The sequence below is a fragment of the Trinickia sp. genome, assembly GCF_051954495.1.
Taxonomy (GTDB): Bacteria; Pseudomonadota; Gammaproteobacteria; order Burkholderiales; family Burkholderiaceae; genus Trinickia.
Genome location: NZ_JBQCHR010000166.1, coordinates 14,072 through 40,206, shown reverse-complemented (window position 1 = coordinate 40,206; position 26,135 = coordinate 14,072). Strand labels below are relative to the sequence as shown.

The 26,135-nt window shown below is 63.2% G+C and carries 24 protein-coding genes; 15 read left to right on the top strand and 9 right to left on the bottom strand.

What is annotated here, in order from left to right; translation table 11 throughout:
* Positions 1-16 precede the first annotated feature (16 nt).
* Complete coding sequence (locus ACTHNR_RS23230; RefSeq protein WP_440550608.1) at positions 17-1,243, top strand: MFS transporter; 1,227 nt, start codon at positions 17-19, stop codon at positions 1,241-1,243.
* On the opposite strand, the gene ACTHNR_RS23225 is transcribed toward ACTHNR_RS23230, so the two are convergent.
* Both ACTHNR_RS23225 and ACTHNR_RS23220 read right to left on the bottom strand, forming a co-directional pair.
* Positions 1,244-2,467 carry an alpha-hydroxy-acid oxidizing protein gene (locus ACTHNR_RS23225; protein ID WP_440550606.1) on the bottom strand — a complete coding sequence of 408 codons (1,224 nt, stop codon included), beginning with the start codon at positions 2,465-2,467 and terminating at the stop codon, positions 1,244-1,246.
* An 18-nt stretch (positions 2,468-2,485) separates the two neighbouring features.
* Positions 2,486-2,761, bottom strand: a complete 276-nt coding sequence (locus tag ACTHNR_RS23220) for a XapX domain-containing protein (RefSeq protein WP_440550605.1) — start codon at positions 2,759-2,761, stop codon at positions 2,486-2,488.
* 275 nt (positions 2,762-3,036) lie between these two features.
* Between ACTHNR_RS23220 and ACTHNR_RS23215 the strand changes: the two genes are divergently transcribed.
* Positions 3,037-3,723, top strand: a complete 687-nt coding sequence (locus tag ACTHNR_RS23215) for a hydrolase (RefSeq protein WP_440550603.1) — start codon at positions 3,037-3,039, stop codon at positions 3,721-3,723.
* A gap of 6 nt (positions 3,724-3,729) precedes the next feature.
* On the opposite strand, the gene ACTHNR_RS23210 is transcribed toward ACTHNR_RS23215, so the two are convergent.
* The gene (locus ACTHNR_RS23210) at positions 3,730-4,692 is read right to left on the bottom strand and encodes a LysR family transcriptional regulator (RefSeq protein ID WP_440550601.1); all 963 of its coding nucleotides are present in this window, start codon (positions 4,690-4,692) and stop codon (positions 3,730-3,732) included.
* Between the two features lie 24 nt (positions 4,693-4,716).
* Between ACTHNR_RS23210 and ACTHNR_RS23205 the strand changes: the two genes are divergently transcribed.
* Entirely contained in the window at positions 4,717-4,884 is a 168-nt protein-coding gene (locus ACTHNR_RS23205; RefSeq protein ID WP_440550599.1) for a DUF1427 family protein, read from the top strand.
* A gap of 30 nt (positions 4,885-4,914) precedes the next feature.
* Entirely contained in the window at positions 4,915-6,804 is a 1,890-nt protein-coding gene (locus ACTHNR_RS23200; RefSeq protein WP_440550598.1) for an amidohydrolase, read from the top strand.
* Positions 6,805-6,938: 134 nt separating this feature from the next.
* Here ACTHNR_RS23200 and ACTHNR_RS23195 read toward each other — a convergent pair whose 3' ends face one another.
* From ACTHNR_RS23195 to ACTHNR_RS23185, 3 genes are read right to left on the bottom strand one after another with little or no spacing between them, the layout of a single operon-like run.
* The gene (locus ACTHNR_RS23195) at positions 6,939-7,547 is read right to left on the bottom strand and encodes a hypothetical protein (protein ID WP_440550596.1); all 609 of its coding nucleotides are present in this window, start codon (positions 7,545-7,547) and stop codon (positions 6,939-6,941) included.
* Between the two features lie 56 nt (positions 7,548-7,603).
* Positions 7,604-8,377, bottom strand: coding sequence for a molybdopterin-dependent oxidoreductase (locus ACTHNR_RS23190; RefSeq protein ID WP_440550595.1), 774 nt, complete (start codon positions 8,375-8,377; stop codon positions 7,604-7,606).
* A 23-nt stretch (positions 8,378-8,400) separates the two neighbouring features.
* Positions 8,401-8,922, bottom strand: coding sequence for a cytochrome b/b6 domain-containing protein (locus ACTHNR_RS23185; protein WP_440550613.1), 522 nt, complete (start codon positions 8,920-8,922; stop codon positions 8,401-8,403).
* A gap of 247 nt (positions 8,923-9,169) precedes the next feature.
* Here ACTHNR_RS23185 and ACTHNR_RS23180 point away from each other — a divergent pair, with 247 nt between their 5' ends.
* Positions 9,170-9,841: a heavy metal response regulator transcription factor gene (locus tag ACTHNR_RS23180; RefSeq protein ID WP_440550593.1), complete on the top strand. Its 672-nt coding sequence runs from the start codon at positions 9,170-9,172 to the stop codon at positions 9,839-9,841.
* The gene (locus ACTHNR_RS23175; RefSeq protein WP_440550592.1) at positions 9,838-11,238 is read left to right on the top strand and encodes a heavy metal sensor histidine kinase; all 1,401 of its coding nucleotides are present in this window, start codon (positions 9,838-9,840) and stop codon (positions 11,236-11,238) included. The genes ACTHNR_RS23180 and ACTHNR_RS23175 overlap by 4 nt, the downstream gene beginning before the upstream one ends.
* On the opposite strand, the gene ACTHNR_RS23170 is transcribed toward ACTHNR_RS23175, so the two are convergent.
* Positions 11,235-12,146, bottom strand: a complete 912-nt coding sequence (locus ACTHNR_RS23170) for a LysR family transcriptional regulator (RefSeq protein WP_440550590.1) — start codon at positions 12,144-12,146, stop codon at positions 11,235-11,237. The genes ACTHNR_RS23175 and ACTHNR_RS23170 overlap by 4 nt on opposite strands.
* 144 nt (positions 12,147-12,290) lie before the next feature.
* Here ACTHNR_RS23170 and ACTHNR_RS23165 point away from each other — a divergent pair, with 144 nt between their 5' ends.
* The 8 genes from ACTHNR_RS23165 to ACTHNR_RS23130 all read left to right on the top strand — a co-directional run bounded on the left by ACTHNR_RS23165 (position 12,291) and on the right by ACTHNR_RS23130 (position 22,273).
* Positions 12,291-13,262 (top strand): ABC transporter permease, encoded by a 972-nt coding sequence (locus ACTHNR_RS23165; RefSeq protein WP_440550588.1) that lies wholly within the window; start codon positions 12,291-12,293, stop codon positions 13,260-13,262.
* Positions 13,259-14,170, top strand: a complete 912-nt coding sequence (locus tag ACTHNR_RS23160) for an ABC transporter permease (RefSeq protein ID WP_440550586.1) — start codon at positions 13,259-13,261, stop codon at positions 14,168-14,170. The genes ACTHNR_RS23165 and ACTHNR_RS23160 overlap by 4 nt, the downstream gene beginning before the upstream one ends.
* 8 nt (positions 14,171-14,178) lie before the next feature.
* Positions 14,179-15,156, top strand: coding sequence for an ABC transporter ATP-binding protein (locus ACTHNR_RS23155; protein WP_440550584.1), 978 nt, complete (start codon positions 14,179-14,181; stop codon positions 15,154-15,156).
* Positions 15,153-16,223 (top strand): ABC transporter ATP-binding protein, encoded by a 1,071-nt coding sequence (locus ACTHNR_RS23150; RefSeq protein ID WP_440550582.1) that lies wholly within the window; start codon positions 15,153-15,155, stop codon positions 16,221-16,223. The genes ACTHNR_RS23155 and ACTHNR_RS23150 overlap by 4 nt, the downstream gene beginning before the upstream one ends.
* A 2-nt stretch (positions 16,224-16,225) precedes the next feature.
* On the top strand, positions 16,226-17,836 hold the full coding sequence (locus ACTHNR_RS23145) for an ABC transporter substrate-binding protein (RefSeq protein WP_440550580.1): 1,611 nt from the start codon (positions 16,226-16,228) through the stop codon (positions 17,834-17,836).
* Complete coding sequence (locus ACTHNR_RS23140) at positions 17,833-19,767, top strand: CocE/NonD family hydrolase (RefSeq protein ID WP_440550578.1); 1,935 nt, start codon at positions 17,833-17,835, stop codon at positions 19,765-19,767. Before ACTHNR_RS23145 ends, ACTHNR_RS23140 begins: the two co-directional genes overlap by 4 nt.
* A 190-nt stretch (positions 19,768-19,957) precedes the next feature.
* Positions 19,958-21,058 (top strand): porin, encoded by a 1,101-nt coding sequence (locus ACTHNR_RS23135; RefSeq protein WP_440550576.1) that lies wholly within the window; start codon positions 19,958-19,960, stop codon positions 21,056-21,058.
* A 270-nt stretch (positions 21,059-21,328) separates the two neighbouring features.
* Positions 21,329-22,273 carry a dihydrodipicolinate synthase family protein gene (locus tag ACTHNR_RS23130; protein WP_440550612.1) on the top strand — a complete coding sequence of 315 codons (945 nt, stop codon included), beginning with the start codon at positions 21,329-21,331 and terminating at the stop codon, positions 22,271-22,273.
* A gap of 54 nt (positions 22,274-22,327) precedes the next feature.
* Here ACTHNR_RS23130 and ACTHNR_RS23125 read toward each other — a convergent pair whose 3' ends face one another.
* Both ACTHNR_RS23125 and ACTHNR_RS23120 read right to left on the bottom strand, forming a co-directional pair.
* Positions 22,328-22,657 (bottom strand): hypothetical protein, encoded by a 330-nt coding sequence (locus ACTHNR_RS23125; protein ID WP_440550574.1) that lies wholly within the window; start codon positions 22,655-22,657, stop codon positions 22,328-22,330.
* A gap of 47 nt (positions 22,658-22,704) precedes the next feature.
* Positions 22,705-23,565, bottom strand: a complete 861-nt coding sequence (locus ACTHNR_RS23120; protein WP_440550611.1) for a MurR/RpiR family transcriptional regulator — start codon at positions 23,563-23,565, stop codon at positions 22,705-22,707.
* A 305-nt stretch (positions 23,566-23,870) separates the two neighbouring features.
* Here ACTHNR_RS23120 and ACTHNR_RS23115 point away from each other — a divergent pair, with 305 nt between their 5' ends.
* A complete protein-coding gene (locus ACTHNR_RS23115; RefSeq protein WP_440550572.1) occupies positions 23,871-26,123 on the top strand; it encodes a TonB-dependent receptor in 2,253 nt (750 codons plus the stop codon).
* Positions 26,124-26,135: the final 12 nt, after the last annotated feature.

The window sequence follows — 26,135 nt, the reverse complement described above, 5'->3', positions numbered from 1 at the left end:
GCGTCGGAGCCATGACATGAGTTCAACGATTGGCGCGAGCGGCGAGGGCGCTTCGCGCGCGGCGTTCGGTTTCATTTTCGCGACGGCATTGATGAACGCCGTTTCCTTCGGCGTGGTTCTGCCGGTTTTGCCGACGCTCATCAAAGTGTTCGCCGACGGCGACACGTCGCGCGCCGCGCAATGGAGCACGCTGTTCAGCGTTGCTTGGGGACTGATGCAGTTCGTATGCGGGCCGGCGCTCGGCGTGCTGTCCGACCGGTTCGGCCGCAGACCCGTGCTGTTGATTTCGTTGTGTGGGCTCGCAGCCGACTTCTTCATCATGGCGTTTGCGACCAATATGATGTGGCTGCTCGTGGGGCGCATGGTGAACGGTATGACGTCGGCAAGCTTTGCCACCGCAAATGCCTATATCGCCGACGTAACGCCGCCCGAATCGCGCGCGCGCGCGTTCGGCCGGGTCGGCGCCGCGCTGAGCCTCGGCTTTCTCGCGGGGCCGGCACTCGGGGGTATGCTGGCCGGCATCGATTTGCGTGTGCCGTTCTACGCGGCGGGCGTCCTCACCGCCTTGAACGGCCTTTATGGATGGTTCCTGCTGCCGGAATCGCTGCCCCTCGAGCGGCGAACGAAACGGTTGGACGCGCGCAAGCTCAATCCGCTCGCGGCAATGGGCGCCTTTCGCGGCAATCGGGCAGTCTTTCGATTGTCCCTGCTGGGCGGGCTGTTTGCCTTCGCGTGGATGGTCGGCCCGTCCATCTTCGTGCTTTACGGCGAATACCGCTATGCTTGGACGCCCGTCACGATCGGCGTCGTCATGGTGGTAAGCGGCGGTGTGGGCACCCTCGTCCAAACCTTGCTCGTCGGCCCCGTCGTCAGAAAAATCGGCGAACGCGGGGCGGCCTTGGTCGGCGCGGGCGCGGCGGCCGCGGGCTACGCGTGTTTCGGCGCCGCTTCGGCAGGATGGGCATACCTGCTGGCCATTCCCGTGTTCGCCGCGCACAACCTGTTCACGCCCGCGGTGCAAGGCTTGCTGACCCACCGGGTAGACGAAGGCGAACAAGCGCGGTTACAAGGCGTCGTGCAGGCCGTTCAAGGGGTGGCATCGATCCTAGGGCCGATACTGTTTGGGCTCGTGTTTGCGTGGTCCACCCGGGCCGGTGCGCCGACGAATTTAGCGGGGATGGCGTTCTTCGTCGCGTCGGCGTTGATGCTGCTGGTGCTGGGCCTGATGTGCAAGGCAGCCTAATCAGCGTTGCGGCGCGTCGAAGATGGCGTCGGAATCCGCGTTCGGCGCCACGGCAGCCGTCCACGGCGCGCCGCGGTCGGCCATGCGCGCACCGGCCGCCAGCAGGTGGCCGGGCGATAGGTCTGCGATCGTGCGGCAGCCCAGCATGGCGAGCGTGCGATCGATCTCGTCCTTGACGATGTCGATGACGTGCAGCGCACCGGCTTCTCCCGCTGCCGCGAGCCCATAGAGCGTTGCGCGGCCGAGCAGCACGGCGTCGGCGCCGAGCGCGACGGCCTTGACCACGTCCGAACCGCGGCGCACGCCGCTATCCATCATGATCGCGCCTCGGCCCGCACAAGCGTTCTTCACCGGCGTCAGGACGTCCAGCGGCGCGACAGCATCGTCGAGTTGACGCGCCCCGTGATTCGACAGAACCACGCCATCCGCACCGAATTCGATGGAGCGCGCCGCATCGTCGGCGCGTAGGATGCCTTTGACGATGAGACGATGGGGCCATCGGTCGCGCAATCGCCGCAGATCTTCCCACGCGAAGCTTGCATCCATTTGGCGGCGTAGCAACGCGGCCTTCGCTTGCACATTGCTTTTGCTTCCCGACGCGATGTTTTCGAGCGAGGGGACGCCGCCCGCGCGCAACAGAGCATAGGTCCATCGGGGGTGGCGCACCGCGTCGAGCACGACACGCGGCGTGTAGCGCAGCGGGAGCGCGAAGCCGTTTCGCATGTCGCGTTCGCGCTTTCCGTTCAGCGTGACGTCGACCGTCACGACGAGTGTGCGATAGCCGGCGCGCACGGCGCGCTCGACCAGATCGTCCGCCAAGTCGCGATGCAGCACGTAAAGCTGAAACCACAGATCGCCGCCGGCCTCGGCGGCCAGCCGCTCGAGCGAGACATTGGACGCCGTCGACATGACGAACGGGATTCCGGCCCGTTGCGCCGCTCGGGCTAGCGCGATGTCGCCATGCGGCCAGATCAAGCCGTTCAGGCCGGTGGGCGCGATGGCCAGCGGGGCCGCGACGGATCGGCCCAGCAGTTGGGTGGCCGCGTCGCGGGTGCTGACGTCGACGAGCCGCCGCGGTAGAAACGTGAACCGATCGAACGCTTCACGATTGCGCCGCAATCCGCGCTCGTCTTCCGCCCCGCCGTCGATGTAATCGAATAGGCGGCGCGGCAGCCGCCGTCGCGCCAGTTCACGGAAGTCTTCGACGTTGATCGGAGAGGGCATGGGAGCGATACGTTCAAGTCATGGGTCGATCTTTCCAGGCCGAGCGTCCGCGGCCGGCCGCGCGCTCGGCAGCGGACCGAACATATGCTCGCCGCACTTGGCTTCACGCCATGCCGCGCCGAGCTTCGATCCGCATGACATTCTCTTGGCGAGCGGCAAGATCTGTTCGCCGGCCAGCATGCCGAGCAGCCCCATCAAAGCGATGGCCGGCGGCGCAGGCGATTGCACGCCCATCAGGTGATAGACGACGCCCGCGAGGATACCGGCGAGCGCCGAAAGGATATACGGCTTCAAGAGGGCCTCTCTGTGGCAACGGTCGATGCCGGTTGCCGTTGCGAAATTCGTGGGTAGCGTATCGTCTTTCGCAAATCGAGTGAAGACCCATTCGGGATTATTGGGCTAAATTTTTCGAATCGGATTTATTCCGGTTTTTTTATTGTTCTTCGATCGCATTTGCGTGTCAAATGCTCGCAGCTGGAGCCGAGCCGCCAGCACGATGCAAGTCGAAATCGGTCGCGGCGCCGAACAGGGCCCGGCCATCTCTCTACGAATCGAAGGACACCCAAGCCATGAGCAATCCGAAGCTCGAAGTACTGACGCCGCACAACAGCCAGCTGATCATCATCGATCAACAACCGCAAATGGCCTTCGGCGTTCAATCGATCGACCGCCAGGCGCTGAAGAACAACGTCGTGGGACTCGCCAAGGCGGCGAAGGTGTTCAAGATCCCCACCACGATCACCACGGTGGAAACGGAAAGCTTTTCGGGGTTCACGTATCCCGAGTTGCTCGACGTATTTCCCAATGAGAAGGTGCTCGAGCGCACGTCGATGAACTCGTGGGACGATCAGAAGGTGCGCGACGCGCTCGCCGCCAACGACCGCAAGAAGGTGATCGTGGCCGGCCTGTGGACCGAAGTCTGCAACACGACGTTCGCCCTGTGCGCGATGCTCGAAGGCGGCTATGAAATCTACATGGTGGCCGATGCGTCGGGCGGCACGTCGAAGGATGCGCACGACTTCGCCATGCAGCGCATGGTCCAGGCAGGCGTCGTGCCGGTGACTTGGCAACAAGTCATGCTGGAATGGCAGCGCGACTGGGCCCACCGCGAAACGTACGACGAAGTGATGGCGATCGCGAAGGAGCACTCGGGCGCATACGGCATGGGCATCGACTACGCCTACACGATGGTCCACAAGGCGCCGCAGCGCACGGCCACGACGCACGAAGCGTTGCCCGCCGCGCCGGCCCGTTAGCCGGGCCTAATCGTAGGCGGCGGCCGCCGGGTGGATCGTTTCCTGTTCGACGGCCGGCATCGCCCACGGCGCGTGCGCCAGGTGTTCGACGAGAAAATCGATGAGCGCCGTTACGCGCGCCGTGCGCAGCATGCCCGGCGGCGTGATCAGATTCACGTTGATGTCGGCGATGCGCCAGTCGCACATGACCTGCTCGAGCTCGCCGCGCTGGAGCGCGTCCCAAACGAGAAACTCCGGTTGCAGGGCAAGTCCGTGACCCGCCAGCAAGGCGGGCAAGAAGGCTTCGGCGTTGTTGGTGCGAATGCGCCCATGGACGGGCGCCGAATATTCCTCGCCCGTCGAGGTGCGATGAAAACGCCAGTATTCGGGTGTGGACTGGTTCGTATAGATGAAGGCCGTATGCCCCTCCAGCTCGCTCGGGTGAGTCGGCCGTCCGTGCTTGTCGAGGTAAGCCGGCGATGCGACGAGCGGCCTGCGCACCGAGCAAAGCTGTCTCGCGCGCAGCGAAGAGTCGCCGAGATCGGCCACGCGAATGGCCAGATCGAAGCCGCAGGATACGATGTCGACCAGTTGATCGCTCAGCGCCAAGTCGATGTCCACGTTCGGGTAGCGATCGAAGAATATCGGCAGCAATGGCGCGAGATATTTGAGCCCGAACGACATCGGCGCGTTCATGCGTACGAGCCCCTGCGGCTCGAGCGCGTGCGCGGAGGCTTCGCTTTCGAAAAGTTCGGCATGCGCGAGCAGAGCCAGCGCTTGCTCACGCAGCGCCTCGCCGGTGGGCGTCAGCGACAGCTGGCGAGTCGTGCGATACAGCAGCATCGTGCCGACCCGTTGTTCGAGGCGAGCGATCGCTTTCGAAGCTGTGGGTTGCGATATGCCGAGCACCGCGGCCGCTTTGGCGAAGGACCCGGTTTCGGCGACGCGCGTGAAGATGGCCCAGGCTTCTAGATCAGGAACGTTTTGCATGAGGAAAGGAGAACGACTCGTCGCATGGAATCTTACCTTGTGTCATTAGGCGCAGGCATATCGATCGGCTTGATCTACAGCGCGATCAAGGTTCGTTCGCCCGCCCCCCCGCTCGTAGCGCTCGTCGGCCTGCTGGGCATGACGATCGGCGCGCAAGCCATTCCGGTCATCGAAAAGCTGCTCGGCACTTAACCGAATCGAAGTCAAACGAGGCAACGCAAAATGAGCATCATCGACACTCGCCCCGATCTTATCCTGCACAACGGACGCATGACGACGCTGGACCGTTCGAACCCCGCGGCCTCGGCCGTCGCGATCGCCGATGGGCGCTTCGTCGCCGTCGGCAGCGACGAGGAGGTGCTCCCGCTAGCGGGCGACAAGACGAAGATCGTCGACCTCGCGGGCAGTCCCGTCTTGCCGGGGCTCATCGACAACCATCTGCACTTGATCCGCGGCGGGCTGAACTACAACATGGAGTTGCGGTGGGACGGCGTCGGCTCGCTGGCGCTCGCGATGGAAATGCTCAAACGGCAAGTGGCCGTTACGCCGGCGCCGCAATGGGTGCGCGTCGTGGGCGGCTTCACCGAGCATCAATTCGCAGAAAAACGTCTACCGACGATCGAAGAACTCAACGCGGTCGCGCCGGACACGCCCGTGTTCATCCTACATTTGTACGACCGGGCGTTGTTGAACGCCGCGGCGTTGCGCGTGGTGGGCTACACGAAGGACACGCCGGAGCCGCCTGGCGGCACCATCGTGCGGGACTCGGCGGGCAACCCCAGTGGCCTCCTGCTCGCGAATCCCAACGCGTCGATCCTGTACGCGACCCTGGCAAAAGGGCCGAAACTGCCGCCCGAGTATCAATACAACTCGACGCGTCATTTCATGCGCGAACTCAACCGGCTTGGCGTGACCGGAGCGATCGACGCAGGCGGCGGGTCGCAGAATTACCCCGACGATTATGAAGTCATCCGCAAGCTCCATGACGCCGGAGAAATGACCATCCGCATCGCGTACAACCTGTTCACCCAAAAGCCGAAAGCGGAAAAGGAAGACTTCGCGAACTGGACCCGCACCGTCAAGTATCACGACGGCAGCGACTATTTCCGGCACAACGGCGCGGGCGAGATGCTCGTCTTTTCCGCCGCCGATTTCGAGGATTTCCGTGTCGCGCGGCCTGAATTGCCGCCCGGCATGGAGGACGAGCTGGAGGGCGTCGTGCGCGTACTGGCGCAGAACCGCTGGCCCTGGCGGCTGCATGCGACCTACGACGAAACGATCAGCCGCGCCTTGGATGTGTTCGAGAAAGTCGACAAGGATATTCCGCTCAACGGCATCAACTGGTTCTTCGATCACGCCGAAACCGTCTCCGAGCGTTCGATGGACCGCATCGCCGCCCTCGGCGGCGGCATCGCGGTGCAGCATCGGATGGCCTACCAGGGCGAGTATTTCGTCGAGCGCTATGGCGCCGAGACGGCGCAAGCCACGCCGCCCGTCGCTAGGATGCTGGAGAAGGGCTTGAAGGTGTCGGCCGGCACCGATGCGACGCGCGTGGCATCGTACAACCCGTGGGTGTCGCTCGCATGGCTCGTGTCCGGCAAAACGGTCGGCGGCTTGCGCCTTTATCCGCGGCGCAACCTGCTGGACCGCGAAACGGCCTTGCGCATGTGGACCGAGTACGTGACTTGGTTTTCGAATGAGGAGGGCAAGAAAGGCCGCATCGCTGTCGGGCAGCTCGCCGACCTCATGGTCCCCGACCGCGACTACTTCGCTTGCGCGGAAGACGACATCGCCGGCATCACCGCTTTGTTGACGGTCGTCGGGGGAAAAATCGTCTGGGGTGCGGGGCCGTTTGCACGCCACGATGCGCCGATTCCCCCGGCCATGCCGGATTGGTCGCCCGTGCGCCAGTATGGCGGCTATGGCGCGTGGGGCGCCGAGCAAAAGGACGGCGCACCGCTGCAGCGCGCTTTGACGGCGGCCGCGTGCGGCTGCGCGAGCGCATGCGGCTTGCACGGCCACGCTCACGCGCGCGCCTGGAGCAGTGCGCTGCCCACCACGGACGTCAAAGGATTTTGGGGGGCGTTCGGGTGTTCTTGCTGGGCTATCTGACGTGACTGCGTCGACGGCTCTCATCGTCGGACGCGGATGAAGCGGTCGCGGCACCGGCCACGCCGGCGTCGAATCCATAGCGGGGGGAGCCGCCTGCTTTTCGCTCCCGCCCGCGAGAGCCGAAGCTCGCTTGCTTACATAGGCGGCTTCACGCCGTCTTTCTCCACGACGATGCGTTGCGCCGCGTAGTCTGCGCCGGCATGGCTCGCTACCACGAACACTTGCTTGCCGGCTTTCAGATCGTCGTGCGTCGCAGGCGCGAAAGTCACGATCGGCACGTTTTCGGGTACGGTCACCGCATTCGAGCCGCCCTTGTAGGAGAGCTTGAGATCGCGCCCGTTCGTGCCTTGCACGACCTGATCGACGTTCGCGTTGGTCATCGTGCTGTTCGAGCCGAGGTCCCACGCATAGTGGCCTTCTCCCGTGCCGCGGGCGGCTTCGGGGAATACCAAGACTTCAGTGGCGGTGAGCTTGCCGTCGACGCCGGTCATCGCGGCCGTGCCGACGAACTCGCCGGGTTTGATGTCTTGGAGCTTGATGTTCTTGAGCGCGGTGACGGGCGTGTCCGCTTTCAACGCGATCTTGACAGTGTCGCCGCTGCGGCGATGCACGGTAAGCGTGTCGCCCGAGACGGATACGATGTCGCCGCGGATACGCGTCGGCTTGTCCGCGCCTTGCGCGAACGCCGCGGATGCAAACGAAACGGCCAGCGCGCCGACGGCGAGGTTGATTCGAAAAGACATGGACTCTCCTGGTGTTGTGCTGCGGTGTCGAACATGAAAAAAGGCGGGAGCGGGCGTCAAGACCCACCGAACCAGTTGTAGCCTTGGTTTTCCCAATAACCGCCCGGATATTCGTTCGTGACAGTGATCGCCACGATGTGCTTCGGGTTCTTGTAGCCGAGCTTGGTCGGCATGCGCAGCTTCATCGGAAAACCGTACTTGGCCGGCAGGATTTGGCCGTCGTACGTGAGCGTGAGCAGCGTCTGCGCGTGGAGCGCCGTGGGCATGTCGATGCTCGTCGAATAGTTGTCCGCGCAATGAAACGCGACGTACTTCGCGCTCGTGTCCGCACCCGCGCGGGCGAGGACGTGCGCAAAGCGCACGCCGCCCCACTTGCCGATCGCGCTCCATCCCTCGATGCAGATGTGGCGCGTGATTTGGCTCTCTTGCGGCATCGCGTGAAGCTCGTCGAGCGTCCACACCCGCTTGCCTTTCGCGAGGCCGCCGATCGTCAGCTTGTACGTCGACGGATCGACCAGCGGCACTTCATCGATGTCGTAGAAGGCGTTGAACGGAAACGGCCGCGTGATCATCGACTCGGGATAGGTCGGGGCGAGCTTGTTCGGATCGAATAGGAACGCCTGGGCGTCGTCGTTGAACGACGAAATCTTGCGCAGCATCGCGTTCACCGATTTGTCGTCGCTGATGCTGCAGCCCGACAGCATCGCGAGGCCGCCCAGCGACAGGATGCGTTTGCCGAAGAGCCGGCGTGCCGGCGCCTTGAGTTCCTTGGCCGCGTCCTTGACGATAAGATCGGCGTCGGGCCTGGACGTGAAGAGTTTGAGCGACATGATCGAACGGTTCCTTGGAAGACTTAGCGCCCACGAATCATCAACACGAGCGAGCGCGGCACGAGCGCAACCATCGCCACGTGAACGACGAAGAACGCCACCAGAAAGCTCATGCCGAAAAAGTGCACGACGCGTGCGTTGTCGTAGCCGCCCATGAGCGTGCGCAGCAGCGGAAATTGCACCGATTTCCATACGACGAGGCCGGAAAGAATCACGATCGCGAGGTCGACGATCACGGCCAGGTAGGCAAACTTCTGCACCGCGTTGTATTGCGTCAGATCGCCGTGGCCCAGCTTGCCGCGCAGGGCCGCATAGGCATCCCCGAAGACGGTCTTGACGCTCAGCGGAAACATGCGTCGGCGCAGACGGCCGGTCGCGACGTTCAGCGCCAGATAGGCGATGAAGTTGACGACCAGCAGCCACATCGCCGCGAAATGCCACTGTATCGCGCCGCCGAGCCAGCCGCCCAAGGTCAGCGCGGAAGGGAAGGTCAGCGCCTTGAAGATCGGCGAAGCGTCGTAGATCTGCCAACCGCTCGTGACCATGATCAAAATGGCGAGCGCGTTGATCCAATGCGTGATGCGCAGCCAAAGCGGCTGAACAGCGTGGCGCGTTAGCGTTTGCGATTGCGGTTGCACGTCGGTCCTCGGGTTTCGCGTATTCGTCAGATCGACATGGTAGAAACCCTGCGCTGTTCGACCGATGACCCGATGATGACTTTTTTGTCATTTATCGCGGGCTTCATGCGGCCGCTGGCTAAAATGGCGTCACCGCAATCAAGGCAGCGCCAGCATGACCATCCTCGTGATCGAAGACGACCGCAAAACCGGCGACTATCTGAAGAAGGGGCTCACCGAGTCCGGCTATCAGGTCGATCTCGCCCGCAACGGCACGGACGGCCTGCACCAGGCGCTCGGGAACCCCTACGAACTGGTCGTGCTCGACGTCATGCTGCCCGGTATCGACGGGTGGCAAATCATGGCGGCGCTACGCGCAAAGCGTGACCTGCCTGTCATTTTTCTTACGGCGCGCGATCACGTGACCGACCGCATTCACGGTCTCGAACTGGGCGCGGACGACTACCTCGTCAAGCCGTTCTCGTTCACCGAACTGGTCTTGCGTATCCGCACGCTGCTCAGGCGAGGCGTCATGCGCGAGTCCGATACGTTCAATATCGCGGACTTGCATGTCGACGTCCTGCGCCGCAAGGTGACGAGGCAGGGCGTCGACATCACGCTGACCAACAAGGAATTCGCACTGCTTCATCTGTTTTGCAAGCGACAGGGCGAGGCGTTGTCGCGCACGCTGATCGCCTCCGAGGTATGGGACATGAACTTCGACAGCGACACGAACGTGGTCGACGTCGCGGTGAAGCGTCTGCGCGCCAAGATCGACAACTCGTTCGAGCTCAAGCTGATTCACACGGTGCGCAGCATCGGCTATTCGTTCGGAGAAGATGCTTGAAACGGCCCGCGCGTTCGCTTTCGATTCGCATCGCCCTCTCGTTCGCCGTCATCGTCTGCATCGTGCTCGGCATGGTCGGGGCGGCGCTCTACGATGCGACCAACCGCGCGTTGTCCACGCGCGCCGATTATCAGTTGATCGGGCGTGTCGAGCACTTTCGCTCGCTGCTGCAAGATCTGTACACCATCAAGGAAATCGAAGCGCGGCCGAGGCTCTTCGAAACCATGCTTGGCGACAGCAAGGACGTGATCATTTTTCGTCGACCGGGTTCGGCGCCGTTCATCAACGTCAATCCGGAACATATGACGCTGCCGCCGTTTCGGATCGTGCCCGTCACGCAGCGGGTAGGGCTCGACGCATTGTATGAAGGCAAGCGGTCCGACGGCATTCGAATGCGCTGGGTCGCCGCGCAAGCGCAAGTCGGCGACAGCGGCGACGTGGTCGAGATCATCGCGGCGCATGTGATGACGCAGGAAGCCCAAGTGTTGTCCGTCTACCTCCGACGGGTTTGGATCAACGTCATTCTCGCCGTCCTCGTCACGCTTGGGCTCGCTTATTGGGTGACGAGCCGGGGGCTGCTGCCGTTGAAATCGATGGCCGCAAAAGCCGCCGAGATTTCGCCGAACCGGATGTCCACGCGGCTCGAAGTGGCTCGCGCGCCGGCTGAATTGCAAAGCCTGGCCGCTTCGTTCAACGCGATGCTTGATCGTCTCGAACATGGCTACGAGCGATTGGTTCAGTTTTCGGCCGACCTCGCGCACGAGTTGCGCACGCCGATCGGCGTGCTGATCGGAGAAACGCAAGTTGCGCTGGCGCACGAACGCAGCGTGCCCGAATATCGACGCGTGCTCGAATCGAACCTCGAGGAATTGGAACGGATTGCTCGTATTGCGCAAAACATTTTATTCCTTGCGCAAGCCGATCATGGACAGCAGTCCATCGACCGCGAGCGCATCGATCTTCGCGAAGAACTCGAGTCCATCGTCGAGTATTTCGACGGCATTGCCGAGGAGCGCGGCATCACGTTCGAGGTCGATGCGCGGGGCGACATGATGGCGAACGCGATCATGTGCAGAAGGGCGATCGGCAACGTGGTCGTCAACGCCGTGCGATATGCCGATGCGGGAACCACGGTGCGGCTGCGCGGCGCCTCCGATGCAACAGGTGCGCGCATCGTGATCGGCAATCGCGGGCCGCGCATCGGCGAAGAAGAACTAGGGCGGCTATTCGATCGTTTCTATCGCGGAGATGCGGCTCGCAGCGAGTTCACTGAATCGAGCGGGCTCGGCTTGTCGATCGTGCAGGCAATCATGCGCTTGCACGGCGGATCCGCATCCGCGGCGTGCACGGCCGATGGGTGGGTCGAGTTCACGTTGCTGTTTCCGAGCGCTGCTTAGGCTGCCGCGCCTTGCGTGCGCGGGCCATCGAGCGCTTGCGCCAGACACGCGGCGAACGCATCGCACGTACCGCTGACCGGCTCGGAAGCAAGCGCCGCGATTCCCGTCTCGAAGGTGATCGTCGGCACGAACGGCCTCATCACGAGCTGTTCCATATCGCAGCATTGCGCGATCAGCCGGCTGACGATCGACGCACCCACCCCGCGCGCCGCCATCGCGCACGCCACGCTCACGGAATGCACTTCGGCCACGACATTGGGCAGAACGCGCGCCGTGCGAAACGCCGTATCGACTTCATGGCGCAGCGAGCTTTGGCGCCACAGCAGCACGAGCGGGACGCCGTCGAGATCGCGTGGCGCCACGGTCTCGTTCCGGGCGAGCGGATGCGTGCGGGGCATCACGCACACCGCGTCGCTTTCGAACCGCCATTTGACCGAAAAATCGGCCAACCGCGTTGGTAGCCGCACGAAACCCAGATCGACTTCGCGGCTGAGCAGCGCACGTTCGCAAACGTCGTACGTGCCGGAAAACACCTCCAAAACCGCGTCCCGGTGCGATTCGTAAAATTGCTGCGTCACAGCAGGCAGCAAGAACTGCGCAAACGTGTTCGGCACCATGATGCGTACGAGCTTGCGCTGCGTTCCGGCAAGGCGTAGCTGCTGGGCATGCCGCTCTAGGCAGCGCGCCGCCTCGACGATCGTCTCCGCCTCCTGCACGAGCGCGTTGCCCTCGCGGGTTGGCGTCAGCCGGCCCTGCTCCCGCACGAACAAGCTTAGGCCGAGCTCCTCCTCCAATTGACTCAACAGACGGCTGACCGCCGACTGCGAGCACCCAAGCCGCTGCGCGGCCGCCGTCGTGGTATGCAGCGCCGAGATCGCCGCGAAAGCCTCGAGTTGCTTGAAATTCATTTCACGTTCCGCATAGGACTATGTGGATTCGGCATAAGGTTGCGGACGGTTTTTTGCCGCCGAATGATCGGGGCGTTGCATGAATTCGATGACGTCTACCCCCGGGTACCCACCGCATTTTCATCATTTGAGGTTTGACACGCAATGATCGCCTTCATCATCCGGCGGCTCATCCAGAGCATCGGCGTGCTGCTGCTTACGTCGGTGCTCGTGTTCTGCGGCGTGTTCGCCATCGGCGACCCCATCGCGATCCTCGTTCCGGCCGATGCGACCCCGGCCGAAATCGCAAGGACCGTGCAGTCGTTCGGACTCGATCAGCCGCTGTGGCAGCAGTATCTGCACTTCATCGCGCGCGCGCTGCACGGCGACTTGGGGCGCTCGTTCGTGTTCAACCAGCCGTCGATTCAGCTGATTTTCGAACGGCTGCCGGCAACGCTGGAGCTGGCGCTGGTCGCGCTGACGCTTTCTTTGATCGTCGGTCTGCCGCTCGGGCTGCTCGCGGGTCTGAAGGCCGGATCGGCATTCGACCGCACCGTCATGACGGGCTCGATTCTCGGTTTCAGCCTGCCGAACTTCTGGCAAGGGATCATGCTCGTGCTGATTTTTTCGGTCACGCTGGGCTGGTTGCCGTCGGCCGGCCGAGGTCAGGCCGGCGTGCTGCTCGGCATCCATACGAGCCTCGCGACGTGGGATGGCGTCAAGCATCTGCTTCTGCCGGCGATCAATCTATCGCTGTTCAAGATGTCGCTCGTGACGCGTCTGACGCGTGCCGGAGTGCGTGAAACGCTGCCGCTCGACTATGTCAAGTTCGCACGCGCCAAGGGCCTGAGCGAGCGTCGCGTGATCTTCGTGCACGTTCTGAAGAACATTCTGATCCCAATCGTCACGGTGGTCGGGATGGAATTCGGTTCGTTGATCGCCTTCGCCACCGTCACGGAGACGATCTTTGCGTGGCCCGGCGTGGGCAAACTGATCATCGACAGCATCACGAAGCTCGACAGGCCGGTGATCGTGGCCTATCTGCTGATCGTCGTGGCGATGTTCACCGTATTGAACCTCATCGTCGACATCGTCTATTCATTGCTCGATCCGCGTGTGCGGCTGGAGGCGGCATGAGAACGCATACCGCCTCGCCCTTTTTGCGCATCGATCGCGACACCACGCTCGGGATCGTACTGCTCAGCTTATTCGGCAAGCCTTCCGCCGCCGCGGCCACTTGCGTGTGTCTTGTCCTCGTCGCGCTCGCGCTGCTCGCGCCTTGGATCGCGCCGCAAAACCCGTACGACCTCGCCGTGCTCGATATCGTGGATGGCCGCTTGCCGCCCGGCGCGCGTGGCGTCCACGGTCATCTGTATCTGCTCGGCAGCGATGCCCTAGGGCGCGATATGTTCGCCGCGATGATGTACGGGCTGCGCATCAGCCTCGGCGTCGGCCTGCTAAGCGGCGTATTCGCCATGACGCTCGGCACGACGCTGGGCCTCATGGCCGCTTACTTCGGCCGCTATGTCGATTCGCTCATCATGCGGACGGTGGATCTGATGCTCGGCTTCCCGACGATTCTCGTCGCGTTGATGATGCTCGCGATCCTCGGCCAAGGCGTCGATAAAGTGGTCCTCGCATTGGTCGTCGTGCAATGGGCCTATTTCGCGCGAACCGTCCGGGCGGTGGCCGCGGTCGAACGCCGCAAGGAATACATGGAGGCGGCGTTAGGGCTGGGATTGAGCCACCGGCGCGCGTTATTCAGCCAATTGCTGCCGAACTGCCTGCCGCCCGTCATCGTCATCGCGCTGGTCCAAATCGCCGCCGCCATTTCAGCGGAAGCCACGTTGAGCTTTCTCGGGATCGGCTTGCCCGTCACCCAGCCATCGCTCGGTCTGCTGATCGCGAACGGCTACCAGCAATTGATCGCCGGGTACTACTGGATCAGCGTTTTCCCTGGTCTATTGCTGCTCGTACTGGTCTTCAGCATGAACATCGTCGGCGACCGGCTGCGGGAAGCCTTGAACCCGCGCCTGCAAAAATAGGAATTCGTATGTCCACCCCAACTTTGTCCGTGCAGCATCTGCGCACGCACTTCTTTACCGGCGCCGGCATCGCCAAAGCCGTGGACGACGCGAGCTTCGACGTCGCGCCCGGCGAAATCGTCGGCCTCGTCGGCGAATCCGGCTCGGGCAAATCGATTACCGGTTTTTCCGTGCTCGGGTTGATCGACGCCCCCGGGCGCATCGTCGGAGGCCGCGTGCTTTTCAAAGGCGAAGACCTGACGACACTCGCGCCCGAATCGTTGCGCCGGCTGCGCGGCAATCGCATCGCGATGATTTTTCAGGATCCGATGATGACGCTGAACCCCGTGCTGCGCATCGACACGCAGATGATCGAGGCGGTGAGGGCGCACGAACGCGTATCGAAGCGCGCGGCGCGCAGCAAGGCGCGCGACGCGCTCGCCGCGGTCGGGATTCCCTCGCCGGACGAGCGCTTGCGTGCTTATCCGCACCAATTGTCAGGCGGGATGCGTCAGCGTGTGGCGATCGCCATCGCGCTCCTGCACGACCCGGAACTGATCATTGCGGACGAGCCGACCACCGCGCTCGACGTCACGATCCAGGCGCAGATCCTCGCGCAGATGCAGAAGCTGTGCGCTCGATCCCATACCGCGATGGTGTGGGTCAGCCACGATCTAGCGGTCGTGGCTGGATTGGCCGATCGGATTTGTGTGATGTACGCCGGCCGTATCGTCGAGACCGGCACCGTCGACGAGATTCTGGAGCGGGCCTGCCACCCGTACACCATCGGCTTGATCGATTCCTTGCCGGAAAAGGCCCGGCGAGGGGAGCCGCTCAAACAGATTCCGGGGATGGCGCCCAGCGCCCTCAAACTCCCTACCGGCTGTGCGTTTGCGCCGCGCTGCGCCTACGCGAGCGCGCTGTGCCGAAGCGCCGAGCCGCCCGTCGCCGGCGAGGGCGCCCATATGTACCGCTGTTTCCATCCTCGTCTCGGAGCGTCCGCATGAACGGCCCCCATCCGATGGCGCCGCTGGTCGAAGTCGACCACGTGTCGCGCCGCTTCGTTCGCCGCTTGAACTACGCCGAGCGGATCGCCGGCTGGCTCGGCGTGCGCGTCGAGGAGCAGGTCGTCCATGCGGTCGACGACGTCAGCCTGACGATTCATCGCGGGGAAGTCGTCGGTCTCGTGGGCGAATCCGGCTGCGGCAAGTCGACCCTCGGCCGCATGTTGGCCGGAATCATCTCGCCATCGAGCGGCTCCATCCATACGTTCGAGAAGGGCGCCGAGCCGTCGGTTCCGGGCGGCAAAGATCAAGTCGCAGGGGCGCACGCAGCGCACGGCGCCGCGCGGCGCCGGCTCGCCACCCAGATGATCTTTCAGGATCCGCTTTCGTCGCTCAACCCGCGCAAGCGGGTGCGCGACATCATCGGCGAGGCGCCCCTCGTGCACGGCATCGTGGCGCGCAAACATCTCGATGCCTATATCGTCGATGTGATGGAGCGCGTCGGCCTGAATCCGGATTTCCGCGAGCGCTTCCCGCATCAGTTTTCCGGAGGGCAGCGTCAGCGCATCGGTATCGGCCGAGCTTTAGCGGTAAAGCCCGACTTTCTCATCTGCGACGAATCGATTGCCGCGCTCGATGTGTCGATCCAGGCGCAAATCATCAATCTTTTCATGCAGTTGCGCCACGATCTGGGGTTGACGTATTTGTTCATCAGCCACGATCTCGGCGTGGTCGAGCACATCAGCGACCGCGTCGCCATCATGTATCTGGGCCGAATTGTCGAAACGGCGCCCACCACGCAGTTGTTCGCCAATCCACAGCATCCTTACACGATCGCGCTGCTCGAACAGGTGCCTCGTTTGTCGAATCGAAAACGGCAGTTCGAGTCGATTCAGGGCGAAATTCCGTCGCCGCTCTCTCCCCCGGAAGGCTGTCACTTCCATCCTCGCTGTCCGCATGCCACGCAGCGATGCCGTACGGAGCGCCCGATGCTGCGTCCGCGCGGGGCCGCGCATGAAGTTGCGTGCCACTTGATTGCAGGCCATTTGGTCGCGGGGGAAGGGCAATGAGCGTGTTCACGTCACTCCCGCGCCGACGCGCGGTCGGAGCCTCGGCGGCGTTCGCGCTCGTGTTGGCACTGAGTCTCGCGGCGACGAGCGCCGAGGTCCAGGCACGCTCGCTGACGATGGCTTTGGCTTCCGAGCCGTCGTCGCTCGACCCGCAATTCTCGCGTACCGAGAACAACACGCAGACCGCCGAGAACATGTACGAGCGGCTAATCGACCAGGACCGCGACCTGCAGGTCAAGCCCGGTTTGGCAGTGTCATGGCGCACGCTCGATCCGCTCACTTGGGAATTCCAGCTGCGGCCGAATGTCCGGTTTTCCGACGGCTCGCCGATGACCGCGCAGGACGTGGTGTACTCGTTGCATCGCGCGGCGGCCGTGCCAAACAGTCCGGCGTCGTTTTCGGGCGCGGTCGCCAATATCCGGAGCATCGAGATCGTCGACCCTTTGAGGCTGCGCATCGTCACCAAGACGCCGTCGCCTTCGTTCGTCGAGCAGGTCGGGCTCGTGTACATCGTGTCGCAGCATGCCGCGTCGGGTCACACGAGCAACGACTTCAGCCAGCCCTCCGTTGCAGTCGGAACGGGCCCTTATCGGCTCATCCGGTGGGCGCCGGGGGACCGCATCGAACTCGCCCGCAACGACTATTACTGGGGCAAGCGGCCCATCTTCGACACGTGCACGATCCGCTTCATGTCGAACGACGCCTCGCGACTATCGGCGTTGCTGTCAGGCTCGGTCGACGTGATCGACAACGTTCCGCCCGTCACGATCGCGCGCCTGCGGCATGAACCGAATGTGACGCTTTTCTCCGGTCCATCGGCGCGCCTCATCTATTTGGCACTCGACTCGTCGCGCGATGCGTCGCCATTCGTCACGGCCGCCGATGGTTCGAAAATCGCGCATAACCCGCTGCGCGACGTGCGTGTACGCGAAGCCATCTCGAAGATGATCGATCGAGAGGCGATCACCCAGCACTTGCTGAACGGGGCCGGTCTGCCGGCCGCGCAAATGGTGCCCCCGGGCATGCGCGGGTACGACCCGGGGCTTCGGCCGGAGCCTTACGACCCCGCCGGCGCGCGACGCCTGCTCGCCGCCGCCGGCTACCCGCACGGCTTCGGGCTCACGATCCACTCGTCCAATGACAGATTCGCGAGCGATGGGGACCTGGGGCAAGCGTTGGGGCAGATGCTCGCGCGTGGAGGTATCGCCGTCAACGACGTCGTCACGCAACCGTACAACGTCTATGCGGGCGCTGCGTCGCGACGTCGCTACAGCGCGTTCGTCTTTAGTTTCGGCAATTCGACGAGCGATTCGGCGATCGGGATGGTCACCGTGCTGGAGACCTACTCGCGCAAAGCCGGCACGGGCACGTTCAACCGCGCGCGCTATTCCAATCCGACGGTCGACGCGTTGCTGCGCGAGGCCGTCGCAACCTTCGATCCAGCACGGCGCGAGGCGTTGCTGCAACAGGCCGCTCACGCCGCCTTCAGCGACTACGGGATCGTGCCGCTTTATTTTCCGATCGATTACTGGGCGACGCGCAACGGCGTGATCTTCAAGCCCAACAAAGCCGAACGCACTTCATTGCTCTTCATCGAGACTCAAGAACCATGACCGACATATCACTCCCGAGCGGAGCGCCTCCCATCGATTCGACGCTCCCCCCGCCTTGCGAAGCCATGGTGTCCATGCGCGACGGTGTGCGTCTCGCCACCGATGTCTACTTTCCCGCCGGCTACCGCGTCGGCATCGACGAGCCGTTGCCCACGATTCTCGAGCGAACGCCCTATGGGAAGACCGACGTCTCGCGCGCGGAGGTCCATCACGGCCAGCCGAGCGCGAATCACGCCGATGTCGCGCGCTATTTCGCCGCGCGCGGTTACGCCGTCGTGATGCAAGACTGTCGGGGACGCTACGGATCCGAAGGCAGGTTCACCAAATATGTTTCGGAGGGACCGGACGGCTTCGACACCATCGAGTGGATCACCCGGCAGCCCTGGTCGAACGGCAAGGTCGGTACGATGGGGCTCTCTTACGCCGCCCATACGCAACTCGCGCTGGCGTGCCTGAACCCGCCCGGGCTGGCCTGCATGGTGCTGGATTCGGGCGGCTTCGCCAACGGCTATCGTTGCGGCATCCGGCAAGGGGGCGCATTCGAGCTGAAGCAGGCAACGTGGGCGTTCAATCGAGCGAAAACGAGCGCCGCGGCCGCGGAAGATCCGCTGGTCGCCCGGGCGCTGGATGCAACCGATCTGCGTCAATGGTTCGCGCGAATGCCATGGCGCCCCGGACACTCGCCGCTTTCGATGGTGCCGGAATACGAGAACTATCTATTCGAGCAATGGACTCGCGACGTATTCGACGACTATTGGAAACAGCCGGGCATCTACGGCGCGGGCTACTACGACACCATGACGCGCGTGCCGACGGTGCTGATGTCGAGCTGGTACGACGCCTATGTACGCAGCACGCTGGAGAACTTCGCCGCGCTTTCGGGCACGCCGGGCGCCCCGGCCTACCTGATCATGGGCCCCTGGCTGCACGGCGATCGCAACGTGACGCATAGCGGCGACGTTGAATTCGGCCCGGAGGCGAAGATCGAAGGCCAGATTGCGCACGATTGGCTGACGTTCCGCGCCGACTGGTTCGACCGATGGCTCAAACCGCAAGCGTCAGCCGGCGCGCCCGGCGATCCTGTCGCGCGTATTTTCGTGATGGGAGGCGGTAGCGGGGCGCGCAATGCGCAGGGGCGAATGGAGCACGGCGGGCGGTGGATCAAATCGTCGCAATGGCCGCTGCCGGCCACTCGCCTCACACCGTTCTACCTCTGCGCCGACGGCTCGCTGACAACCTCGCGCGATGCTTTAGATGCGCAGCCGAACGCGATTTCGTATGCGTTCGATCCATCCGATCCCGTACCGACGATCGGCGGCGCATTGACGTCGGGCGCACCGGTTTTCGAGGGCGGCGCATTCGACCAGCGCGAACATCCGCGCTTTTTCGGCACGCGGTACCCGGGCATGCCGCTTTCGGCGCGCCCCGATGTGCTCGTGTTTCAAACCGAGCCGCTCGAGGAGGATGTCGCCGTCATCGGGCCGATCGTCGTCAAGCTGTGGATTTCGTCGGATGCGCCGGATACCGATTTCACGGCCAAACTCGTCGATGTCTATCCGCCCAATGCGGACTACCCGCATGGCTATGCGATGAACGTGACCGACGGCATCTTCCGTTGCCGCTTCCACGAATCGTGGAGCGAACCGCGCTCCCTTGAACCGGGGCGCATCTACGCGATCGATATCGAACCGTTCGCCACGGCGAATCTATTCAAACGCGGCCACCGCATCCGCGTGGACATCTCGAGCAGCAATTTCCCGCATTTCGACGTGAATCCCAATAGCGGCGAAGCCCCCGCGTTGGCGCGCCTGCCGCGCGTCGCGGTGAACCGCGTGCATGTCGGCGCGGGTCGAGCGTCGCACGTCGTGCTGCCCATCGTTCCGACGAGGTCGCTCGAAACCATGCCGCCGCACGTCACTGCCGGCGGATAAGTCAGCTAGCAGCCCCCGCCATCACACGCCTTTAGGGCAACGAGGCGACGCGTTCAGCGCGTCGTCCGGATCCCTTTTTGCCCGCGATTCCGTGCGAACACACCCGATGACGCCATGACCGGCAGGACGCCCTTCGTTGGCAGACGAACCGATTTTCAACAGCAAGACACACTTCAAGAGGAAGAGCACCATGCGAAAACACACCATACCGGCCACGCTGTTCGCACTTGGCGGCATCGGGCTGGCCGCTGGCTCGGCGCACGCGCAGTCGAGCGTGACGCTGTACGGCATCGTCGACGCCGGCTTCGCTTATACGAGCAACCAGGGCGGAAAGTCGAACTATCAAGCGACGGCCGGCAACGAGCAGGGCTCGCGCTGGGGCTTGTTCGGCAGAGAAGACCTCGGTGGCGGACTGCATGCCCTATTCAGGTTGGAGAACGGTTTCAACCTCATGAACGGTGCGGCCAGCGCCAATGGGCGAATGTTCGGACGTCAAGCCTGGGTGGGACTCGCGAGCGACCGTTACGGCACGTTGACACTGGGCCGGCAGTACAACGCTGCTCAAGATTCGCTCGAACCGCTGCAAGTTGCTGCCGATACCGTGCAGTACGGTACGCATCCGTTCGATGTCGACGACTTGAACAACACGTTTCGCACCGATAACGCGGTCAAATACGTGACGCCGAAGTTCTACGGCGTTCAGGTCAACGCCATGTATGCCTTGTCGGGCAACGCGGGCAACTTCGCGATGAACCGGTCCTACAGCGTCGGCGCGAGCTACGGGAACGGCCCATTGCGTTTGGGCGCGGCCTATGTGGTGCTCGATCGTCCCGCCACCGATACCACGGGCGCCGTTCCATCGGACAACTACTTCACGTTTTTGAAGGGCATAAGCCGGCAGCGCATTATGGGCGCCGGCGGTTTGTATGACATCGGCAATGCAAGCCTCGGCTTGATGTATACGAATACGCGCTTCGAACTGACGCCCTCCAGCCAGTACCAGACGTGGCAGAACGCGGAAGGGAGCCTTCGATACCGCCTCTCGCCCGCCTTGCATGCGGCCATCGGCGAAACGTACACCACCGTATCGACCAACGGGAAGGTCGGTGCTTGGCATTACTGGCAAACCACGGCCGGATTGCAGTACTTCCTGTCCAAAACGACGGACGTGTACGCGGACCTGATGTACCAGCGCGCTTCGAACGCGGCGGCGCAGATCGAAGGCGCTTCAGGGCCGTCCAGCAGCCACACGCAAATGATTGCGGTGACCGGCGTACGTCATAAGTTCTAACGGGAGGGCGAGCGTTCGCCGCAATCGGCCGCCGAGTAGGCTACGGCGGGCCGCAGCGCCCCCCCCCGCGCCGACATTTGAGCTCGCCGGCTATGCCGATTTCGTCACCACGTATAAAGCAAACCCTCAAGACGGCGCCTTTGCGACTCCTTACGATGCGTAACAGATGTGTGGCGGGTTGTATGCGTGCCGACGCATCCAAGCGCCGCCGACGAGACGGTATCTGCTCCGGCTCGCGACTCTCAAGTTCCGACTACTCAGGAAAGCATGATGGCTACAAATATCTTCGAAGGCACGATCCCCGCGCTGATGACCCCTTGCACGCCCGAGCGCAAGCCGGACTTCGACGCGCTGGTCGCCAAGGGACGCGAACTCGTGGGCCTCGGCATGAGCGCGGTCGTATATTGCGGGTCGATGGGCGACTGGCCGCTGCTGACCGAGGCGGAGCGCCAGGAAGGCGTCGCGCGCCTCGTCGCCGCCGGCGTCCCGACGATCGTCGGCACCGGTGCGGTCAATTCAAAAGAGGCCGTTTCGCACGCGGCGCACGCGGCCAAGGTCGGCGCGCAAGGTTTGATGGTGATTCCGCGCGTCCTGTCCCGCGGTTCATCGCCGGCCGCGCAGAAGGCGCATTTCTCCGCCATTCTCGGGGCCGCGCCCAAGTTGCCGGCGGTCATTTACAACAGCCCGTATTACGGCTTCGCCACGCGCGCCGATCTGTTCTTCGAACTGCGTCGTCAATTCCCGAATCTGGTCGGCTTCAAGGAATTCGGCGGCGCCGCCGACATGCGCTACGCGGCAGAGAACATCACGTCGCAAGACGACAGCGTCATCTTGATGGCGGGCGTCGATACTCAGGTGGTGCACGGCTTCGTGAACTGCGGCGCCACCGGCGCCATCACGGGCATCGGCAACGCATTGCCGAGAGAAGTTCTGCAGTTGGTGAGGTTGAGCAAAAAGGCGGCTGAAGGCGACGTCACCGCCCGCCGCCAGGCTCATGAATTGGACTCGGCGCTGCGTGTCTTGTCGTCGTTCGACGAAGGCACGGACCTCGTGCTGTTCTACAAGTACCTGATGGTGTTGAACGGCGACAAGGAATACACGCTGCATTTCAACGAGACGGACGTTTTGAGCGACGCTCAGCGCAACTACGCCGAAAAGCAGTATGCGCTGTTCCGCGCATGGTATCGGGAGTGGGCCAAAGGCGTGGAAGCCTAAACCTAAGCCGAACCGGTGGCAGACTGCGCGGCGCGTGCCGCGCAGCAGCGGTTTTCAGGCGACTTCGAGCGTGTAGTAGCCCCCGCCGAGCGCGGCATCGTCGCGCGCCACTGTGATGACGGCATTCGCATTGGTGGTTTGCACCGTTTCGGTCGTCACGCCGTTGACGACCGCGCTGACGAAGTAGGGGCTGCCGACCGCCAGCGTCTCCTCGTCCATCGAATCCGAGATCGCGCTGTCCGTGACCGTACCCACGCCGTCCGACGGCACGCTAATTTGCCCGCCCGGCGCGACGCTCGGCAGACCGGCGACGATCTGTTGCCCCTTGCGGACAGTGAATTGGGCGACGTACGGCGTCCGGTTTAAAAAAGTCAGTGCGCTCATCTAAGTTTTTCTTCGTGCGAGTGGTTGAAACGGGAATCGGCCACCCATTATGGCGAATAGGCGCCGTACTGATGCAGCGCCGTCTCGGTCAGGCCGAGCCGTTTGACGGCATCCGGTCCTTCGAGAGAAAGCAGCTGGGCAACGAGCAGCTCCGCGATTGCATTGGCTGCCACGAGCGACGGAAAGAAAGACGGCGTGTCGTGCGAGAAGAGCAAGACTTCGTCGGCGTTCAATGCGATCGGAGAGACGGCGCTATCGGTGAGCGCGATCAGCTTGGACCCCTGATCGAGCGCGGCTTCGGCCACGCGCACGGCCTCGACGGAGTAGGGGGCGAAGCTCACGACGACCGTCGCGTGCTTGCTCTCGATCGCGCGAAGTTGCATCTCGAGCGTACCGGCTTCAGCGGAAATGAGGCTCACCGACGACCTGAACAATCGGTAGCCGTATACCAAACCGAACGCGACGGGAAAGCAGGATCTGAAACCGGCGACGTGCACGTGAGGCGACTTGCGCAACAACTTGGCGGCGCTGCTGACCGCCTGTGCGCTTTGACTGAACGTGACTTCGAGGTTGTGTGTTTGAGCCGCTGTCAGCCGATGCGAAAGCGAATCGCCCGCACTGCCTTTGATCAACGTTTTGGCGCGGGATGTCAGCGGCTCCGGTCGTGTACGGAGCCTGCCGACGAACACGTCCCTCAGTTCGTTCCACCCGGGATAACCCAATTGCTGGGCAAGCCGAACCATTGCCGCCGGCTGAACGCTCGCTCGCTCCGCCACCTTGCGCATCGATAGGACCGCCACCTCGTCCGGATTGTCGAGCAAGAACGCCGCACCAGTCTGAAACTGCGGGCTGAAATCGGGAAAGCGTTCGCGGATGAGGGTGGCTAGGGCGTCGAAGTCGGTGGTCACGTCGGTCGTCGGGGCGGTCAAAGAGAAGTCGAACAGCACGGACGCTTGCCGCGGGCCTGGATCCGTAGGAACCGGAAATCGATTGGCGAAGACGTCACCGGCCGATCTTACAACGTTTGTTGCCGCCTCACGGCATAACCGCAGATCTTCAAGCGTCGCGCTGTCTCCTAATGCCCACCACGGTGTGGCGACGACTCCATCGGTATTGCGAATCGTTCTTATTTGTATTATCGTTAACTAACGAAAAGCTTGCGATCAAAGCTCTCCTTAGTCACGTTTTTCAACAAGAACGCTCAGTTACCGTCATGTCATTTCGGCCCTTTTGCCAGGCAGTCCAGTCGGCGGCTTCAGCCGTCATCCCGTCAGGCATCGCATCCAAGCCTTTGGTGCTGTCTATTCGCCTTGCCTTCGCGGGCGCACTCGGCGCCGGTTTCGGCACGGCTTCTTTCGCACAGGCTCCCGCCGAAGCAGCCGCGCAAGACTTCACGGCAAACCAGGCCGACGGGCACATGCTGCCCGCCGTGGTGGTCAAGGCTACCGCGGCGGCGGACGAGCTGCCCGCGCCGTACGCGGGCGGTCAGATCGCGAGAGGCGGGCGGATGGGGCTGCTAGGCAACAAGAGCGCGATGAGTACGCCGTTCAGCGTCAGCAGCTATACGTCCAAGCGGATGGAAGATCAAGAGGCCACGACGCTTGCGGACGTGCTGAACCAAGACCCGTCGATCCGTTTCACCGGTCAGACGGGCGGTGTCACGGATTCCTTTTATATCCGCGGCTTTCCGATCAACGAAGGCAACATCAGCGAGTTCGCGTTTGACGGTGTCTACGGCGTCGTCCCGAACTATCACGTGTTTCCCGAGTACGTCGAACGCGTCGAAGTGCTCAAGGGGCCGGCCGCGTTGCTTTACGGGATGTCGCCGAACAGCGGCGTCGGCGGGGTGGTCAACATCGTGCCGAAACGGCCGCTGTCGGAGGATCTCACCCGCGTGGGCGTCGACTTCACGTCCGCTTCCCAGCTCGGAGAGCACGTCGACATCAGCCGCCGCTTCGGCAGCGACCGGCAGTTCGGCATCCGCTTCAACGGCCTGCATCGGCAAGGCGGGACACCGCTCGATAACCAATTTTCGCGCGCCGAAGTCGGCGCCTTGTCGCTCGACTATCAAGGCCAAAAATTCCGCGCCACGCTCGATGTAATCGAGCAATACCAATGGGTCGATGCGCCGACGCGGCCGTTCGTCGTCGCATCGGGCATTCAGGTGCCCTCCGCGGCGGATGGGCGGCGCAATGTCACTCAGTCGTGGGGCTGGTGGAAGTCCTTCGATCAGTCGGCCTTGCTGCACGCGGAATATGACGTGAACAGCAACGTGACGGTGTTCGGCGACGTGGGCGGCGCAAAGACCGACGTCGCCCGGCTGTCCGACCAGACGCCAAGCATCCTCGACTCGGCAGGCGACACGCGCTCGATACCGCAGAACTGGCAATTCCAGGTGAACCGCTGGAGCGCCGACACCGGCGTGCGAGCGAAATTCGACACGGGGCCCGTCAAGCACAACGTCGCGTTGCAGACGAGTCTCTATCAGGATCGCCTCGCGCAAGCGAGCAATTCGGGCACGGCGATTCTCTCGAACCTCTATTCACCGATCGCGAGCCCTGAACAAAACATCGCGACGCCGTCGCGCGTCCCGAAGGTGTCGTCGTCGCGACTTGTGGGCGTGGCGCTCGCCGATACGCTGAGTATGCTGAACCGCCGCGTGGAACTGACGCTCGGCGTGCGGCAGCAGCAAATCGAGTCGGACAACTTCAACGTCAGCACGGGTGCGAAAACAACGTCCTATGACAAGGGCGCCGTGACGCCGCTCGCGGGCATCGTCTTCAAGCCCATGCGAAACGTCTCGCTTTACGCGAACTATATCGAAGGGCTCAGCAGGGGCGACATCGCACCGGCTTCGGCTTCGAACGCAGGGCAGGTGTTTGCGCCATACAAAGCCAAGCAGGAAGAAGTCGGGGTGAAGTTCGACTACCACAACGTAATGGCGACACTGGCCGCGTTCAGGATCACGAAACCGAGCGGTCAACTGTACGGCGCCGTTTATGCCGTGGACAGCGAACAGCGCAATCAGGGGCTCGAGTTCACCGTGGCGGGCGAACCGGTCAAGGGCGTGCGCGTGCTCGGCGGTGCGACGCTGCTCGATGCCGAGCTGACCAAAACGAATAGCGCTGCAACGGTGGGCAACCGTCCCGTGGGCGTGCCGCGGTGGACGGCCAACATAGGAACGGAATGGGACCTGCCCTGGGTGCGAGGCCTGACGCTCACCGGCGCGGTGAACTTCACGAGCAACGAATACGTGGACCAGGCGAACACGCAATCGGTACCGTCGTGGACGACGTTCGATCTCGGCGCGCGCTACACGACGGCCATCTACGGCAAGTCGACCACCTTTCGCGCGGGCGTGCTGAACGTATCCGACCGCCGATACTGGTCGGGGGTCGCCTCGTACGGCACGATCTCGCTCGGTGCGCCGCGCACGCTGTTTGCGTCGGCCACCGTGGACTTCTGACGGAGACAGGCG